The sequence below is a fragment of the Achromobacter sp. B7 genome, from assembly GCF_003600685.1.
In the GTDB taxonomy this organism is placed as follows: domain Bacteria; phylum Pseudomonadota; class Gammaproteobacteria; order Burkholderiales; family Burkholderiaceae_B; genus Achromobacter; species Achromobacter spanius_B.
In genome coordinates, this window is sequence record NZ_CP032084.1 from 1,669,429 (window position 1) to 1,684,875 (window position 15,447).

Below are 15,447 nucleotides of genomic sequence, written 5' to 3' on the forward strand. Positions count from 1 at the left end.
GCCTTATGCGTACCTGGTTCTGGACACTGCTGCTCGCCGTCATCGCCGTCGCCCTGGCGGTGGTGCTGCGCTCGCATTCCGGCAACGTGCTGTTGCTGGTCTGGCCGTGGCGCATTGGGATGTCGCTGACGTTGGCCGTGCTGCTGATCGTGGCCGCCTTCATCGTGCTTTATGTGGGTTTGCGTTTGCTGGCGTGGCTGCTTGCCATTCCGGATCGCGTTCGCGTGTGGCGCGGCAAGCGCGCACAGGCGCGTGACCACGAATTGCTGGAACGCGGCTGGATCGGCCTGCTTGAGGGCCGCTACGCGGTCGCCGAGAAAGACCTGACCAAGCTGCTGGACCAAACCAAGGTGCAAACGCGCCGGGTGCTGGCGGCCTTGTCCGCGGCGCGCGCCGCGCATGGCCTGGGCGAATTCGACCGGCGCGACCGCCTGCTTGCCACTGCGCAAGAACAGGCCGGCACCGACCCTGGACTGACGGAAGCCACGGCAACCGTGTCGGCCGACATGCTGCTGGACCAGGGCCGCCCCGAGCGCGCGCTGGCGGTACTGGCGCCGTTGGCTGACGGCGGCGCGCGCCATCTGCACACGATGCGCCTGCTGCTGCGCGCGCACACCGCGTTGCATCACCAGGAACAGGTGTTCACGCTTGCGCGTGGGCTGGTGCGTCGTAATGCCCTGGCCCGTGCCGAGGCCGACGTGTTGATCGACACGTCCGGCGCCGCACGCCTGCGCGCGGCCGCCCACAGCGACGCGTGGCGCGCCATCTGGAAAGATCTGAAGGCCGAAGAGCGCCTGCTGCCCGATATCGCGCTGGCTGGCGCCGCCGCCTTCGACGCGGCCGGCGAGCCCAACGAAGCGGCGCGCGTGCTGGAAGCTGCCATCGCCGTGAAGTTCAACCCCGCACTGGTGGCCGCCTACGCCCGCTGCGACGCCGAACAGGTGTCGCGCCGTCTGGCCAAGGCCGAGACCTGGTTGCAGCAACGTCCGACCGATCCCGATCTGCTGACCGCGCTGGGCATGCTGTGCCTGAACGGCCAGTTGTGGGGCCAGGCCGAGCGATACCTGTTGCGCAGCCTCAGCCGCCGCAGCGATGCGCAAACACATGCGTTGCTGGGCAGCCTTTACGACCGCCTGGATCGGCCCGCCGATGCCGTGCGCCACTGGCGCCTGGCCACGGCGGCCAGCATGGCGCTGCCGGTGCTGGCGGCCGACGCGGCCTTGCCCGCGGCGGACACCGGATCGGACCCGTACCGCGTGGATGCCGAAGGCGGCTATGCGGTGGGCTTGTCGGACACGGACGGCGATGCCGATGTGGGCGGCGACTACCCGTCGTTGCCACCCGCGGTAGCGGCCTCGGCCTCTGACTACGTGCTGGACCCGGACGCCCGCGTCAGCCGTGACCAGCGCGACCGCGCGCTGGCGCCCGAAGACGCGCCGCTGGCCGGCGGCACGTCGGATATCGACGAGTACTTCGACAGCGCCCCGATTCCGGCGGCGGCTTTCGATGAGCCCGTGCCTACGTATTCGCCGGCGCCCGCCGCCCCCGCCAAGCCCACGCCCGCCCCGGCGTCGGCGCCGGTGCCGACGACCAAGCCGCCGTTCAAGGACGACGGCTCGCTTTGAACATTTCTTCAGACAAACAACAAGGTTGAATCATGAGTCTTGATCGCGTCTCCCCTGGCAAGAAGCTGCCGGAAGACTTCAACGTCATCATCGAAATCCCCATGAACGCCGACCCGGTCAAGTACGAGGTCGACAAGGACACGGGCGCGATTTTCGTTGACCGCTTCATGCTGACCGCCATGCACTACCCGTGCAACTACGGCTACATCCCGCAAACCCTGTCGGACGACGGCGACCCCGCCGACGTGCTGGTCCTGACCCCGTTCCCGATCCAGATCGGCGCCGTCGTGCGCTGCCGCGCCATCGGCGTGCTGGAAATGGACGACGAGTCGGGCGGCGACGCCAAGCTGTTGGCCGTGCCGATTGAAAAGCTGTACCCCCCGTACCGCAACATCAAGTCGTACGAAGACCTGCCGACCGAAGACGTCGCGCGTATCCAGCACTTTTTCGAGCACTACAAAGATCTCGAAAAGGGCAAGTGGGTCAAGGTCAAGGGTTGGAAGGGTGTGGACGCCGCTCACGAAGAAATCGTGAACAGCGTCGAACGCTACAACAAGGCCTGATCAGGCTTTGGTCCGCGCCGGTGTTGCACCGGCGGGGGCCTTGATGCGGCGCGGCCGCGACGGCATGATGCCGATCGCCGCCGCGCCGTTGCTTTGTGGGGCTTGCAGGTTCTGGGACACTTCGGCCGCCGCCACCTGGATGCGCGCTTGCAAGACCTCAAGGCGCGATGCCGACGTGTTCGCCTGGGCCGCAATGAAGACCAGGCTGCCCACCACCTTTTGCTCGGGGCTGAAGATCGCCGCGCCGATCCCCATCAAGCCGGGGTCGACCTCGCCATGCGACACGCATACGCCCGCCGTGCGCAGCCGTTTCAGGTTGGCGCGAAATTCGTCCCAGTCTTCACCCAGGCCCGCCTCGCGGATTTCGGCCGCGTGCCACAGCATCAGGTTGCGCAACTGGTAGGGCGGCAGGTTCGCCAGGATGGGCTTGGCCGTCGCGCCCCGGAACATCGGGAACGGCCGGCCGCGCGCATAGCTCGATTCGATCGAGTTGTCGGTCCAGTAGCGGTCCACGCACATGACCTTGTCGCCGTAGTAGCTGCACAACATCAGGTTGGCGTGCAGTTCGTCGCCCGTGGCGCGCATGACGTCGCGCGCCGCGCGCATCAGCGGGTCGTGCTGGCGCAGATGGCGGTCCAGTTCGATGATGCGCGAGCCCAGCACGTAGGCCCCGCCCGCGGTGGGCGCCAGCAGCCCGCTTTCCGTCAGCGATTTCAGGTAGCGATACGCGGTGGCGCGCGAGCAATCCAGATGGGCCATGACGTCCTCCTGGAACGCGGCGGTGGTGTCGTCGCGAAAAAGGTCAAGGATGGACAGCATGCGGTCGGGAGTGCTCATTGCGTGGGGACGTGCCTAGTGAATGTGGAAGCCGCCGTTGACGTCGACCACGATGCCGGTTGAATAAGAGGACAGGTCCGAGGCCAGGAACAGAATGGCTTGGGCAACCTCGGCGGGCGAGCCGAAACGTTGCAGCGGAATGCCCTGTTTGAGTTCTTGTTCCCAATTTTCGCCGAATTTTCCCAGCGTCATGTCCGTTTCGATAATGCCGGGCGCTACGCAATTGGCGCGTACGCCGCGTGGGCCCAGTTCGCGCGCCAGCGCCTTGGTGAAGCTGATGACGCCGCCTTTGGACGCCGCGTAATGCGAGCCGCCCAGCAGGCCGCCGCCGCGCAGGGCGGCGGTGGACCCCAAGTTGACGATGGCCGGTTGCCGCGTGCTTTCCAGCAACGCGGGCAGGGCGGCGTGCGTGACGTTGTAGGTGCCCGTCAGGTTGACGTCGACCATGCGCCGGAATTCGTCTTCGGGCAGATCCCAGATTCGCGTGGCGGCCACGATGCCGGCGTTGTTGACCAGCACGTCGAGGCCGCCCAGCGCCTGTACGGCGCGGGCCAGCGCGGCCTCGCACGAGGGGCCGCGCGACACGTCGCAATGCAGGTTGACGCGGCCGTCCACCAAGGCGCCCGGGCCGTCTTCGGCATAGGCATGGTCCAGCACCGCGACGCTGGCGCCCTGCGCCAGGAAAAGCTCGACAACGGCCGCGCCGATGCCACGGGGATTGGCGCCCCCCGTGATCACGGCGCGCTTGCCGGCCAACAGCGACAGCGCGCCGTCCATCACGACTTCACCAGCGAGCAGCCGCCGTCCTTGAGCGGGCGGAACGCCTGTTCGGCCGGAATCTTGCGCACCAGGTTGTAGTAGTCCCAATCGCGCTTGGACTCCGACGGTTTCTTGACCTGGAACAGATACAGGTCGCGCATGACGCGGCCGTCCTCGCGGATGCGGCCGTTTTCCGTCATGAAGTCGTTGATGGGCGTCTCGTGCATCTTTTTCAGCACGGGTTCGGATGCGTCTGTGCCGGCGGCCTTGACGGCATTCAGGTAGTGCATCGTGGCGCTGTAGTTGCTGGCTTGCACCATCGACGGCATGCGGCCCGTGCGCTTGAAATAGCGTTCGGACCATTGGCGCGCCTTGTCATCCTGGTCCCAATAGAACGGTTCGACCAGGTTCAGCCCTTGCGCGTATTCCAGCCCCACGCTGCGCACATCGACGATGCTCATGAACAGTGCGGCCACTCGCTGCTTGCTGCCCATGATGCCGAATTCAAAGGCCTGCTTGATGCTGTTGATGGTGTCGCCGCTGCCGTTGGCCAGGCCGATGACCTGCGCCTTTGACGCTTGCGCTTGCAACAGGAAAGACGAAAAGTCCGAGCTCGCGATGGGATGGCGCACGCTGCCCACCACCTGGCCGCCCTTGGCCTTCACGACCGCCATGGCGTCGCGTTCCAGCGAGTGGCCGAACGCGTAGTCGGAAGTAATGAAAAACCAGCTTTTGCCGCCGTCCTCGATCACGCCGTTGGCCACGCCGGTGGCGTAGGCGTAGGTGTCGTAGGTCCAGTGCATGCCGTTGGGCGAACACGCCTTGCCCGTCAGGTCCGCCGACCCCGCGCTGGTGAAGATGACCACGCGCTTCATCTGGCGGGTCAGGTCCTGCACGGCCAGCGCGATGGCCGAGTTGGGCACGTCCAGGATCAGGTCCACCTTGTCGTTCTCGTACCAGCGGCGCGCCACCGACACCCCGATGTCCACCTTGTTCTGGTGGTCGGCCGAGATCACCTCGATGGGCTTGCCCAACACGTTGCCGCCGAAATCCTCGACGGCCATCTTCACGGCTTCCACGCCGAACTTTCCGGACAGGTCCGCCATCATGCCGGACTGGTCGCCCAGCACGCCGATCTTCACGACGTCGTCCGATACCTGCGCCATGGCGGGAATGGAAAGGGCGCCCAGCACGCAGGCGGCAAGGCTGTTCTTGATACGGGTCTTCATGGGGTGTCTCCTTGGGGGCTTGTTCTTTTGCGCGCCGCCCTGTGCCGGGCGGTCATGCGGGGTCGTGCGGGTTGAAAAAGCCGGGGCTTACTCCAGCGTCTGGCCGGCGTAGGCGTCGATGAACAGATTGGGCTTTAAGAAAAAGCTGAGGACGAGCGCGCCGTTAGGGGCGCGCGCAATGTGCTGGTTGCCGCGTGGCCGCCAGACGTAGTCGCCCGCGCAGACTTCGCCTTCGGCGTCCACGATGGAACCTTCCAGCACATAGGTCTGTTCGACTTCCACGTGTTCGTGCAGCGGCAGTTCGGTGCCGGGCTGCCAGCGGAACAGGGCGGTCAGCAAGCCGGTTTCCTTGTCCTGCATCAGCACCTTCATCTCGATGCCTTCCACTTGCGTGGGTTTCCAGGGCAGGTCGGCCACTTTCAGAAAGCGCGACGCCAGGGGCGGCAGCGCATTCGCGGCGGGGCAGCCGGGGGTTTCGAGGGCCATGATTGTCTCCTAGCCAGAACTCGTTATCGAAGATAAAGCAAAAATCTTGTTATTGAGTGTTCAAAAATAGTCGCGTATATTGAGATTCATGTCAACCGTGTTTTGTACGAAGAAGCAGGGGCGACACAGGCCGGACCTAGAGATCCGATGCCTATAAAACAAGGAGACAAGCTTGAAACACGACTATCTGGACCAGACGTTCGGTCTGGCGGGGCGCGTCGCGCTGGTGACGGGCGCGGCAAGGGGCCTGGGCTACGCCATCGCTGAAGCGCTGGGCCGCGCGGGGGCGCGGGTGGTGGTCAACGACCTGTCGCAAGCCGCCTGCGACGCCGCGGCCGCCAAGCTGGCCGCGCTGGGAATCGACGCTCATGGCGTGTCTTTTGACGTGGCCGACGCGAGCGCCGTGACCGACGCCGTGGCGCGTCTGGATGACGCGGGCCTGTCCATCGACGTATTGGTCAGCAATGCCGGCAACCAGAATCGCAAGCCCGTGGTCGAGATGACGCCGGCCGAGTGGCAGGCCTTACAGAACGTGCACGTGAACGGCGCGTTTCATTGCGCACGCGCCGTGCTGCCGGGCATGGGCAAGCGCGGCTTCGGCCGCATCGTGCTGATGTCATCGGTGGCGGGGCAGGCGACCATGCCCAACATTGCCGCCTACGCCACCGCCAAGGGCGCCATCGCCGCCTTCACGCGCGCACTGGCGGTGGAATACGGCGCCAGCGGCGTCACGTGTAATGCGCTGGCCCCGGGCTTTGTGCGCACCGATTTCACGCAGGGGCTGCAAGACAACCCCGACTTCCAAACCTTCCTGTCGGCTTCGGTGCCGGTGGGCCGATGGGCCACGCCGCAAGACGTTGCGCCTGCCGTGGTGTACCTGGCCTCGAAGGCCGCCTCGTTCGTCAACGGGCATGTCCTGGCGATCGACGGCGGCCTGTTGGCCCGCATGTAAGAGGCCCACCATGACGACGCCAAGCACCCCAGCGGTTCTGTCCGCACAGGGGCTGGTCAAGCGCTTCGGCGGCTTCAATGCCGTCGATGGCGTGACCCTTGCCCTGCACGAAGGCTCCATCCACGCCTTGATCGGCCCCAATGGCGCCGGCAAGACCACCTGCTTCAATCTGCTGACCAAGTTTTTGACGCCCGACGCGGGCGTCATCCATTACCGTGGGCGCGACATCACGGCGCTGGCACCCGAGCAGATTGCCCGGCTGGGCATCGTGCGGTCGTTCCAGATTTCGGCCGTGTTCCTGGGCCTGACCGTGTTGCAGAACATGCGTGTGGCCTTGATGCGCCAGCATGGCGACGGCATGCGCTTCTGGCGCAGCCGCCGTAGCGTTGACCGCCTGAACGAACGCGCCATGGAGCTGCTGGACGCGGTGGGCCTGGCCAATCTGGCGGACACGACGGCGGCCATGCTGCCCTATGGCCGCAAGCGCGCGCTGGAAATCGCGATGACGCTGGCGCTGGACCCCGACATCATGTTGCTGGACGAACCCATGGCGGGGCTGGGCCAGGAAGACGTGGCTCGCATCGCCGCATTGATCCGGCGCGTGGCGGTGAACCGCAGCATCCTGATGGTCGAACACAACCTGTCCGTGGTGGCGGACCTGTCCGACACCATCACCGTGCTGGCACGCGGCGCGGTGCTGGCGCAAGGCGATTACGCCGCCGTGTCGCGCGATGAACGCGTCATCACCGCGTACATGGGCTCGGACGAGGAGGCGCACTGACATGCTGGCCATCAACGACCTTAACGCCTGGTACGGGGAATCCCACGTGCTGCACGGCGTGAACATCGACGTTCAGCGTGGCGAACTTGTCACCATCCTGGGCCGCAACGGCGCGGGCAAGACCACGACGCTGCGCGCCATCATGGGCATTCTGGACAAGCGGCGCGGTTCCATCCGCTTGAACGGGCAGGAAACGGTGAATATGGCGCCGCACCGCATCCCGCGGCTGGGCGTGGTGTATTGCCCCGAAGAACGGGCGGTGTTCCGCAGCTTGAGCGTCACCGAAAACCTGCTGCTGCCGCCGCGCCTGGCCGACGGCGGCATGTCGCTGGACGAAATCTACACGCTGTTTCCCAACCTGCGCGAACGCAGCGCCAGTTCCGGCGGCAACCTGTCGGGCGGCGAGCAGCAGATGCTGGCCATCGCGCGCATCTTGCGCACCGGTGCGCAGCTGATCCTGCTGGACGAGCCCACCGAAGGCCTGGCGCCCGTCATCGTGCAGCAGATCGGACACGCCATCCGCACGCTGAAAGAACGCGGCTTCACCATCGTGCTGGTCGAGCAGAACTTCCGCTTTGCGACCAAGGTGGCCGACCGCCACTACGTCATGGAGCACGGTTGCGTGGTCGATCAGTTGTCGGCGGACGAGGCGCGCCGCGATCCTGCCCGGATCGCACGCCGCCTGGGCGTCTGAAAGGAGAATCCCTGTGTTCGAAATTTTCGGTGTGCCGTCCACGGCGCTGTTCGGCCAGCTGTTGCTGGGCCTGATCAACGGGTCTTTCTACGCCTTGCTCTCGATCGGGCTGGCGGTGATTTTCGGTCTGTTGAACATCATCAACTTTGCCCATGGCGCGCAGTACACGGCCGGTGCGTTCCTGGCCTGGATGCTGCTCAATTACCTGGGCGTGAACTACTGGTCCGCGCTGGTGCTGGTGCCGCTCATCATGGCGGTGTTTGCCGTGGTGGTCGAGCGCCTGCTGATATCCCGCACCTATCGCATGGACCACCTGTACGGGCTGCTGCTCACGTTCGGCATCGCGCTGCTGATCGAAGGCGGGCTGCGCCAGGCCTATGGCGTGTCGGGGCTGCCGTACACCATCCCAAAGGCCTTGTCCGGCGGTGTGAACCTGGGCTTCATGTTCCTGCCGTGGTATCGCGGTTGGGCGGTGGCCGTGTCGCTGGTGCTGTGCCTGGCGGTCTGGGTACTGATCGAGAAAACGCGCGTGGGCGCCATGCTGCGCGCCGCAACGGAGAACCCGACCATCGTGCGTTCCTTCGGCATCAACGTGCCGTTGTTGATCACGCTGACGTACGCGCTGGGCGTGGCGCTGGCATCGGTGGCGGGCGTGATCGCCGCGCCCATCTATCAGGTCAGCCCGATGATGGGATCGAACCTGGTCGTCGTGGTGTTCGCGGTGGTGGTGATTGGTGGCATGGGGTCCATCATGGGCGCCATCGTCAGCGGCTTCGGGCTGGGCATCATCGAAGGGCTGACCAAAGTGTTCTACCCCGAGGCCGCCAACCTGGCGATCTTCATCATCATGGTGCTGGTGCTGCTGTGCAAGCCGGCCGGGCTGTTCGGCAAGCCCTTGCAGGTGCAGAACGTGCTGGCGGCCGAAGCGACGCGCCAGCCCGTGCAACTGAGCCGGCGCGCGATGCGGATATCCATGGCGGTGCTGGCCGTGGTGGCGCTGGCGGCGCCGTGGTTCGTCTATCCCACATTCCTGATGAAGGTGCTGTGCTTTGCGCTGTTCGCGGCGGCGTTCAACCTGCTGGTGGGCTACGTGGGCCTGCTGTCCTTCGGCCACGCGGCCTTCTTCGGCGCGGCGGCCTATGCAACCGGCATCGTGATGAAGGTGCTGGGCGCCACACCCGAACTCGGGTTGTTGGCGGGCGTGGTCACGGGCGGGTTGCTGGGGCTGCTGTTCGGCGCCATCGCCATCCGGCGCCAGGGCATCTACTTCGCGATGATCACGTTGGCGCTGTCGCAGCTGGTCTACTTCATTGCGGTGCAGGCGGGCTTCACGGGAGGCGAGGATGGCTTGCAAAGCGTGCCGCGCGGCAAGCTCTTCGGAATTTTCGACCTGCAAAACGTGATGCCCATGTATTACTTCACGCTGGCCGTGTTCGCGCTGGGCTACGCCTTCGTGCTGCGCGTGCTCAATTCCCCCTTTGGCGAAGTGATCCGATCGGTGCGCGACAACGAGCAGCGCGCCCGCTCATTAGGCTATTCCACGTCGCGCTACAAGCTGCTGGCCTTTACGCTGTCGGCCTCGGTGGCCGGGCTGGCGGGCGGCTTGAAGGTACTGGTGTTCGGCGTGGCCTCGTTGACGGATGTGCATTGGCACGCCAACGGCGAAGTTGTGCTGATGGCGCTGCTGGGCGGTATCGGCACCGTGTTCGGTCCGCTGGCCGGGGCCTTCACGTTTGTGTCCCTGCAAAACTACCTGGCGCCGCTGGGCTCGTGGGTGCTGATCGTGCAAGGGGCCATCTTTGTCTTGTGCGTGTTGCTGTTGCGAGACGGCATCATGGGATTGGTTGCGCGCGCCTGGCTGGCAGCGACGCGTTCGAAGAAGGAGTCCTGATGTTTCTGCATGTGGTGATGTTGCAACTGTCGTCCGCCGCCGATGCCGGCTTTCATGAACGCGTCCAGGTGTATTGCGATCGGGTGCTGGCGGAATGCGATGGGGTGGCGGGCTATGCCTTTCGACCCAACCAGGCCAGCCGCGCCGACGGCCTGACGCACGCGGTGGTGGCCGCCTTCGCTGACGAGGCGGCCCATGACCGCTACCAAGTGTCGCCCGCGCACCAGGAAATGAAAACCTATATGGCCGGCTTCATCGAGCGCCTGGTGGTTTTCGATGGTGAAATCCCTACGTTTTCCTGAACGAAAACCCGGCCGCCCGTGGCGCCGGGAAAGGGATAAACTCGCGGATGATTTTTACCTTACGCGCCGCGCCTCGCGCGCGGAGGTAAGATATTTGGCCGGTTTTCAGTCACGTATTTGTCATAGGTTGATCGCTCATGGACTACGTATTACCTCCCCAGCCGCCCGTCGCGGTCCCCGTGGACGGCAGCGCCGCGTTGTTTCCGGTGCGCCGCGTCTATTGCGTGGGTCGCAACTACGCCGAACACGCCAAGGAAATGGGCTTCACCGGCCGTGAAGACCCGTTCTTCTTCTGCAAGCCCGCGGACGCCGTCCGCCCCGTTGCCGACGGTGAAACGGGCAAAATGTCGTATCCGCCCAAGACCTCGAACCTGCACTACGAGATGGAACTTGTCGTGGTGCTGGGCAAGGGCGGCCGAGACATTCCGGTCGAGCAGGCCAACGAATGCGTGTGGGGCTATGCGCTGGGCCTGGACATGACCCGCCGCGACCTGCAAGGCGAAATGAAGAAGCAGGGCCGTCCCTGGGAAATCGGCAAGGCGTTCGACGAGTCCGCCCCGATCGGCCCGATCCACCCGCGCAGCGTCGTGGGCACCCTGGACAAGGGCGCGATCTGGCTGGACGTGAACGGCCAGCGCAAGCAATCCAGCGACATCTCGCAGATGCTGTGGAACATCCCGGAAAGCATTTCGTACCTGTCGGGCCTGTTCGAATTGCAGCCGGGCGACATCATTTTCACCGGCACGCCGGAGGGTGTGGGCGCCGTGGTGCAGGGCGATGTCATCACCGGCGGCGTGGAAGGCCTGGGCGAACTGCGCGTGCAGATCGTTTGACCTTCACCCCCACACACTTGCATCGATTTTTTTGTTCAGGAGTTGACAGCATGCGCGGCAAGATCGTGCTGACCGCCTTTGTCGTATTCGGATTCGTGCTCGCCGGTTGCAATACCGTAGCGGGCATGGGCCGCGATATGTCCCGGGCCGGCAATGCCATCACCAACGCGGCCGACAAATAAGCACCGTCGGTTGATTGGTCCAGGCAAGAAAAAGCCCCTTGAAGTCTCTTCAAGGGGCTTTTTTTGCGGAGCGTGTGCAGTGATCGTCCGGACCTTACAGCACATCCCCCGCGTAGTCGGCCAGGCGCGAACGTTCGCCGCGCTGCAAGGTAACGTGGCCGGAATGCGGCCAGCCCTTGAAGCGGTCTACGACGAACGTCAGGCCTGAGCTGCCTTCGGTCAGGTACGGCGTATCGATCTGGGCAACGTTGCCCAGGCAGATCACCTTGGTGCCGGGGCCCGCGCGGGTCACCAGCGTTTTCATCTGCTTGGGCGTCAGGTTCTGGGCCTCGTCGATGATCAGGTACTTGTTCAGGAACGTGCGGCCGCGCATGAAGTTCAGGGACTTGACCTTGATGCGTGAGCGGATCAGGTCCATGGTGGCGGCGCGGCCCCAATCGCCGTTGCCTTCGCCGTCGCCCATGTTCAGGACGTCAAGGTTGTCTTCCAGCGCGCCCATCCAGGGCAACATCTTTTCTTCTTCCGTGCCGGGCAGGAAACCGATGTCTTCACCAACCGGCACCGTGACGCGCGTCATGATGATTTCGGTGTAGCGCTTGGTCTCAAGCACCTGCGTGATACCGGCCGCCAGCGCCAGCAGCGTCTTGCCCGTGCCCGCCTGACCCAGCAGCGATACGAAATCGCACTCCGGGTTCATCAGCAGGTTCATGGCGAAGTTCTGTTCGCGGTTGCGCGCCGTGATGCCCCAGACGTTGTTCTTGCCGTGGGTGTAGTCGCGCAGGGTGGCCAGCACCGCCATTTTGCCGCTGACTTCGCGCACCTGCGCGTACAGCGGCATCTGGCCTTCGAAGTAGACGAACTGGTTGACGACGAACTGCGAGCACAACGGACCATGGATACGGTAGAACGTGGTGCCGCCTTGCTGCCAGGATTCCACGTCCTTGCCGTGCTTGTTCCAGAAGTCCTCGGGCAGTTGCATCACGCCCGTGTACATCAGGTCCGAATCTTCCAGGACGTGGTCGTTGAAGTAGTCTTCGGCGGCCATGCCCAGCGCGCGCGCCTTCAGGCGCATGTTGATGTCCTTGGACACCAGCACGACCTCGCGCTGCGGGAATTTTTCTTGCAGGGCGCGCACCACGCCCAGGATCTGATTGTCGGCCTTGCCCATGGGCAGGTCGGACGGCAGCGTGCTGTGGATGGCGGTCGTCTGGAACATCAGGCGGCCGGTGGCATCCTTGTTGCCCAGCTTGGCCAGCTCCAGCCCTTCGTCCAGCTGCGTGGCGTCTTGCACCAGCGCGTCCAGCGATCGGCTGACCTGACGCGCGTTGCGCGCCACTTCCGACATGCCTTTCTTTTGATGGTCCAGCTCTTCCAGCGTCATCATCGGCAGGAAGATGTCGTGCTCTTCAAAGCGGAACAGCGAACTGGGGTCGTGCAGCAGTACGTTGGTGTCCAGCACGAACAACTTGCGGGGTTCGTTCTGGGCGCGCGGCTTGCCGCGCTTGGCCGGGGCGGGCGCCGTCTTGGCCGCGCGCGTTTCGGCGCGGGTTGCCGCCGGGGCGGCGGGGGCGGGCGGAGGAACCTGGCGGGCGGGCGCGGGAATCTGCGCCTTGCGTGCCGGCTCGGCCATGCCGTCAAGTTCGGGCTGCACAAGCAGCTCGTCATCGTCGTCGGCAAGCGCGGCGTGGGTGCTGGACTGCGCAGCGGCAGTCTTGGTAGTGCGGGCCTGCGCCCGGGCGGATTCGCCCGAGGGGAAGGTCAGGATGGCTGCGGGGCGGGTGGGCAACTTCGGAAGCGGCATATGCGTCACTCTCCAGGGTGGGCCGGCAATAGCGCCTGACGGGTATTCCTGTACGGCTAACCGATACTTTTCGCGGCCTGCAGGACTTCCTTGGCGTGGCCCGGGACCTTCACCCCGCGCCACTCCTGCACCAGCACGCCATAGGCGTCGATCAAAAAGGTGCTGCGCTCGATGCCTCGCACCTGCTTGCCATACATATTCTTCTGCTTGATGACGCCGAACAGATTGCACACGGTTTCGTCGGCGTCGGAGATGAGCGGGAAAGGAAGTTCGTACTTGGCCTTGAAGTTCTCATGCGACTTGAGCGAGTCGCGCGAGATTCCGATGACCACCGCGCTGGCCGCCAGGAAGTCGGCGTGCAGGTCGCGGAAGTCCTGGCTTTCGGTGGTGCAGCCGGGCGTGTTGTCCTTGGGGTAGAAATACAGGATCACGGCACGGCCCTGGCACTGTTCCAGGCTGATCGGACCAATCGTGCTTTCCGCGGTGAATTGCGGGGCGGGCTTGCCGATGCTGGGCGTCATTTCTGTGGATCTCCATTGGGGGGGATGAGGGCGACGACCACGCGCCGGCCCTCTGCCATCAGGATGTTGTAGGTGCGAGAGGCGGCGTGCGTGTCCATGATCTCGACGCCGATTCCCATGGCCAACAGGGGACGCAACACTTCGGGACGCAGGAACTGTTGCCGGGCGCCCGTGCCTACCAGCAAGACTTCCGGCGCATTGGCCGGGCGGCTGGGGCTGGCTTCCGGTTCATCCAGAAAAGCCATCGGGTCGCGGACGGGCTCGGTCAAACCGGCCGCCTGGTGCAACAGGGTAGAGGTGATGTCGGCCGGCGAGTCAACAGGCCATTCGGTAACTTCGCCTTCGGGGCCAAATGCGACCGACGAGGAAAAACGAACTTGGTTGACCTCGATATACCCCTCACCGTAAGCAGTCACGGTGTTCAGGGCGGCCGTCGCAGGATCAGTATGCAGCTTCAATAAAAACTCCGGCTTTATGGGCTTGATGATAGCGCATCAAACTCGCCATGGGTTGCAGTGTTGGGGGCTTCGTTGCTTGACGGTATAAGCGGATTCCCTGCCTTGCAACAACGTGGTTTTTGGCGCGTGTGGACAGGTTAAAAAAAGCCTGTCTTTTCAATGGGGAAACGGACCCGTTTTTGCCCCATTTGCCGCATGGCCGTCGTTGCGCTAGATTACAGGGTTTTGCTGCGCTGCAATCGTGTGCTGGCGCGGCTTTAAGCCCCTTTCCCCTTCGCGCGACCGCGCCCTGGTTTTTTCGCCCTTTCCGCCCCTAAGGATTCCCATCATGAGGAAGTTCTCTCGCATCGAGCGTTTGCCCCCGTACGTTTTCAACATTACTGGCGAGCTCAAGATGGCGGCGCGGCGGCGGGGCGAGGACATCATCGACATGTCCATGGGCAACCCGGACGGTGCCACACCCAAGCACATCGTCGACAAGATGGTGGAGGCCACCTCGCGTCCCACCACTCACGGCTATTCCGTGTCCAAGGGCATTCCGCGTCTGCGCAAGGCGATTTGTGATTGGTATCAGCGCCGCTACGCGGTCGAGTTCGATCCGGATTCCGAAGCCATTGTCACCATCGGCTCCAAAGAAGGCCTGGCGCACTTGATGCTGGCCACGCTGGATCGCGGCGACACGGTGCTGGTGCCCAACCCCAGCTACCCGATCCACATCTACGGCGCGGTGATTGCCGGCGCCAACATCCGTTCGGTGCGCATGACGCCCGGCGTCGATTTCTTCGAAGAGCTGGAACGCGCGGTGCGCGAGTCCATCCCGAAGCCCAAGATGATGGTGCTGGGTTTTCCCAGCAACCCGACCGCGCAGTGCGTGGACCTGTCGTTCTTCGAACGCGTGGTGGCGCTAGCCAAGGAACACGACATCCTGGTGGTGCATGATCTGGCCTACGCCGACATCACCTTTGACGGCTATGTCGCGCCGTCCATCATGCAGGTGCCCGGCGCGCGCGATGTCGCCGTCGAGTTCTTCACGATGAGCAAAAGCTACAACATGGCGGGCTGGCGCATCGGCTACATGGTGGGCAACCGCGAGCTGGTCAGCGCGCTGGCGCGCATCAAGAGCTATCACGACTACGGCACGTTCACGCCGATCCAGGTGGCGTCGATTGCCGCCCTGGACGGCCCGCAGGATTGCGTGAGCGAGATCGTGGCCCAATACCAAAGCCGCCGCGACGTGCTCGTGCGCGGCCTGCACGAAGCAGGTTGGAATGTGGAAATTCCCAAGGCGTCCATGTATATCTGGGCGCAGATCCCCGAGCCCTACCGGGCGATGGGCTCTTTGGAATTTGCCAAGCGTGTCCTGTCGGATGCGAAAGTGGCCGTGTCCCCCGGGATCGGCTTCGGCGAGTATGGCGACGACTACGTACGCTTCGCTCTTATCGAAAACGAGCAGCGCACCCGCCAAGCGGTGCGCGGCATCAAAGATATGTTCCGCAAGGACGGATTGCTGAAATGAATACCCCTGAACGCTCA

Annotated in this window: 17 protein-coding genes; 10 read left to right on the forward strand and 7 right to left on the reverse strand. The window is 64.3% G+C overall.

Translation table 11 applies throughout. The features are described from left to right. Positions 1-5: 5 nt before the first annotated feature. The gene (locus tag DVB37_RS07515; protein WP_046802832.1) at positions 6-1,625 is read left to right on the forward strand and encodes a heme biosynthesis HemY N-terminal domain-containing protein; all 1,620 of its coding nucleotides are present in this window, start codon (positions 6-8) and stop codon (positions 1,623-1,625) included. Between the two features lie 32 nt (positions 1,626-1,657). Then, on the forward strand, positions 1,658-2,188 hold the full coding sequence (gene ppa / locus DVB37_RS07520) for an inorganic diphosphatase (RefSeq protein WP_046802833.1): 531 nt from the start codon (positions 1,658-1,660) through the stop codon (positions 2,186-2,188). On the opposite strand, the gene DVB37_RS07525 is transcribed toward ppa, so the two are convergent. The 4 genes from DVB37_RS07525 to DVB37_RS07540 form a co-directional block, all read right to left on the reverse strand. After that, positions 2,189-3,025 (reverse strand): IclR family transcriptional regulator, encoded by an 837-nt coding sequence (locus DVB37_RS07525; RefSeq protein ID WP_046802834.1) that lies wholly within the window; start codon positions 3,023-3,025, stop codon positions 2,189-2,191. It abuts the gene before it with no gap. Positions 3,026-3,040: 15 nt separating this feature from the next. Further along, entirely contained in the window at positions 3,041-3,802 is a 762-nt protein-coding gene (locus tag DVB37_RS07530) for an SDR family NAD(P)-dependent oxidoreductase (RefSeq protein WP_120154492.1), read from the reverse strand. Beyond that, positions 3,802-5,013, reverse strand: coding sequence for an ABC transporter substrate-binding protein (locus DVB37_RS07535; protein ID WP_046802836.1), 1,212 nt, complete (start codon positions 5,011-5,013; stop codon positions 3,802-3,804). The genes DVB37_RS07530 and DVB37_RS07535 overlap by 1 nt, the downstream gene beginning before the upstream one ends. A gap of 87 nt (positions 5,014-5,100) precedes the next feature. Further along, positions 5,101-5,499, reverse strand: coding sequence for a cupin domain-containing protein (locus DVB37_RS07540; RefSeq protein ID WP_104143215.1), 399 nt, complete (start codon positions 5,497-5,499; stop codon positions 5,101-5,103). Positions 5,500-5,671: 172 nt separating this feature from the next. Between DVB37_RS07540 and DVB37_RS07545 the strand changes: the two genes are divergently transcribed. The 7 genes from DVB37_RS07545 (at position 5,672) to DVB37_RS07575 (ending at position 11,134) form a co-directional block, all read left to right on the forward strand. Further along, the gene (locus tag DVB37_RS07545) at positions 5,672-6,451 is read left to right on the forward strand and encodes an SDR family NAD(P)-dependent oxidoreductase (protein ID WP_120154494.1); all 780 of its coding nucleotides are present in this window, start codon (positions 5,672-5,674) and stop codon (positions 6,449-6,451) included. Between the two features lie 10 nt (positions 6,452-6,461). After that, the gene (locus DVB37_RS07550) at positions 6,462-7,232 is read left to right on the forward strand and encodes an ABC transporter ATP-binding protein (protein WP_104143218.1); all 771 of its coding nucleotides are present in this window, start codon (positions 6,462-6,464) and stop codon (positions 7,230-7,232) included. Between the two features lies 1 nt (position 7,233). Then, on the forward strand, positions 7,234-7,926 hold the full coding sequence (locus tag DVB37_RS07555) for an ABC transporter ATP-binding protein (RefSeq protein ID WP_046802840.1): 693 nt from the start codon (positions 7,234-7,236) through the stop codon (positions 7,924-7,926). Between the two features lie 13 nt (positions 7,927-7,939). Continuing rightward, complete coding sequence (locus DVB37_RS07560) at positions 7,940-9,817, forward strand: ABC transporter permease (RefSeq protein ID WP_120154496.1); 1,878 nt, start codon at positions 7,940-7,942, stop codon at positions 9,815-9,817. Next, positions 9,817-10,119 carry a Dabb family protein gene (locus tag DVB37_RS07565; RefSeq protein WP_120154498.1) on the forward strand — a complete coding sequence of 101 codons (303 nt, stop codon included), beginning with the start codon at positions 9,817-9,819 and terminating at the stop codon, positions 10,117-10,119. The genes DVB37_RS07560 and DVB37_RS07565 overlap by 1 nt, the downstream gene beginning before the upstream one ends. A gap of 137 nt (positions 10,120-10,256) precedes the next feature. Beyond that, positions 10,257-10,952 carry a fumarylacetoacetate hydrolase family protein gene (locus DVB37_RS07570; RefSeq protein ID WP_046802843.1) on the forward strand — a complete coding sequence of 232 codons (696 nt, stop codon included), beginning with the start codon at positions 10,257-10,259 and terminating at the stop codon, positions 10,950-10,952. 50 nt (positions 10,953-11,002) lie between these two features. Continuing rightward, the gene (locus tag DVB37_RS07575) at positions 11,003-11,134 is read left to right on the forward strand and encodes an entericidin A/B family lipoprotein (RefSeq protein WP_006218367.1); all 132 of its coding nucleotides are present in this window, start codon (positions 11,003-11,005) and stop codon (positions 11,132-11,134) included. Positions 11,135-11,228: 94 nt separating this feature from the next. Here the strand turns inward: DVB37_RS07575 and DVB37_RS07580 are convergent, their stop codons facing one another. Genes DVB37_RS07580 through DVB37_RS07590 form a run of 3 tightly spaced genes read right to left on the reverse strand, consistent with a single transcriptional unit; the run spans position 11,229 to position 13,914 of the window. Beyond that, on the reverse strand, positions 11,229-12,935 hold the full coding sequence (locus DVB37_RS07580; protein ID WP_120154500.1) for a PhoH family protein: 1,707 nt from the start codon (positions 12,933-12,935) through the stop codon (positions 11,229-11,231). 56 nt (positions 12,936-12,991) lie between these two features. Then, positions 12,992-13,456: a peroxiredoxin gene (locus DVB37_RS07585; protein ID WP_046805545.1), complete on the reverse strand. Its 465-nt coding sequence runs from the start codon at positions 13,454-13,456 to the stop codon at positions 12,992-12,994. Next, entirely contained in the window at positions 13,453-13,914 is a 462-nt protein-coding gene (locus tag DVB37_RS07590; protein ID WP_046805544.1) for an Mth938-like domain-containing protein, read from the reverse strand. The genes DVB37_RS07585 and DVB37_RS07590 overlap by 4 nt, the downstream gene beginning before the upstream one ends. Before the next feature lie 328 nt (positions 13,915-14,242). Between DVB37_RS07590 and alaC the strand changes: the two genes are divergently transcribed. Continuing rightward, complete coding sequence (gene alaC, locus DVB37_RS07595; protein ID WP_120154502.1) at positions 14,243-15,430, forward strand: alanine transaminase; 1,188 nt, start codon at positions 14,243-14,245, stop codon at positions 15,428-15,430. Positions 15,431-15,447: the final 17 nt, after the last annotated feature.